Origin of the sequence: Halobacterium sp. KA-6 (assembly GCF_021029015.1) — an archaeon.
GTDB lineage: Archaea > Halobacteriota > Halobacteria > Halobacteriales > Halobacteriaceae > Halobacterium.
In genome coordinates this window covers 1-1,082 of the sequence record NZ_JAJJZH010000043.1, presented here as the reverse complement: position 1 = coordinate 1,082, position 1,082 = coordinate 1, and the positions used below count along the sequence as shown (strand labels likewise).

Annotated in this window: 1 protein-coding gene and 1 pseudogene; both read right to left on the bottom strand. The window is 59.1% G+C overall.

The window, feature by feature from the left end; all coding sequences use genetic code 11:
• Positions 1-47 precede the first annotated feature (47 nt).
• Entirely contained in the window at positions 48-593 is a 546-nt protein-coding gene (locus LPA46_RS18710) for a type II toxin-antitoxin system death-on-curing family toxin (RefSeq protein WP_004061502.1), read from the bottom strand.
• 32 nt (positions 594-625) lie between these two features.
• Positions 626-1,082 (bottom strand): annotated as a pseudogene (locus tag LPA46_RS18705) (transcription initiation factor IIB family protein); the annotation flags it as partial.

Genomic DNA, 1,082 nt, shown 5'->3' with positions numbered 1-1,082 from the left:
AGACAGCTCATCGGGGATCTCGGGTTGTTCACTTTCAGCGGCCATTCTTACTCCCCACTATGGGCGTCGTCGTCATAATCGTTCGGTTCATACGTGTCTTGCTCGACCGTGTCGTGTTCCGTGGGTAGTTGGTCCGTTCCCTCAATCCGTGCCAGCCACAGGTTGATGGTCGCCTCGTACTCCGGAGCAAGCGGCTCTGTGTGTGCTCGTAGATACGTGATCACGTCGTCCGCTTCGACACTGCTCTCATCTGTCGCGAGCGCCTTCAGGATCTCTTTGATCTCCCGATCGTAGTCAAAACGGCAGCCATTCAACGCGTAGAAAATTCGGGTCGACATGAGCGCCGTTCGCTTGTTGCCATCGACGAATGGATGATTCGCTGCAATGAGCCGCAACAGCTGGAATGCCTTCTCGTGGAGCGACTTGGGAAACTGGCCGAAATGACCTTCCTGAATATGTTCAACGGTGTATTCAATATCGCCTGGTGAGGCGACACCAGCGGTTGTCTCCGCATTTGACTCCACGATCAGCTCGTGGATGTCACAGATATCATCGGCTGACAGGTAGCTGACCGACTCCGATTCCTCGCCCATTGTCGATATCCTCTGATACAACGCCTATGTACCTACTGCTTTATGAACCTCTCTTGGGCCGCTACAGTGGCACGGTCCGCTCGCTGTACGAAGTCGAACTGCTGTAGTACGTCGTGGTGATTCCGAATCGTCGTTGTAGTAACGTTCGCCACATCCGCGGCCTCGGATTGCGTCAGCCATCGGCCCTCTTCGCGACCGGCCTTGTAGAGGCAGGCCGCTGCGAACCCAGCCGGATGGACGCCCGTCGTGACGCCGCGCTCCTCGGCCTGTTCCGCGAGGGCTCGGGCCCGCTGTCGGATCTCGTCCGGACACTCGAGGTCCGAGGCGAGTCGCGGCACGAACATGCTGGGGGAGACGGGCTCAGCGGGGAGGCCCAGCTCTTCGTTCAGCGTTTTGTACGCGTTCGTGACTCGTGACTCCGCGACGCGGGCCAGCTCGCTGACGTCGTCCACTAACCGCGAGAGGCCGTTGCACCGGCAGGCCCCGTAG

Coding starts and splice junctions, on each gene's coding strand:
- LPA46_RS18710 (WP_004061502.1), bottom strand. CDS start 593: ATGGGCGAGGAATCGGAGTCGGTCAGCTACCTGTCAGCCGATGATATC.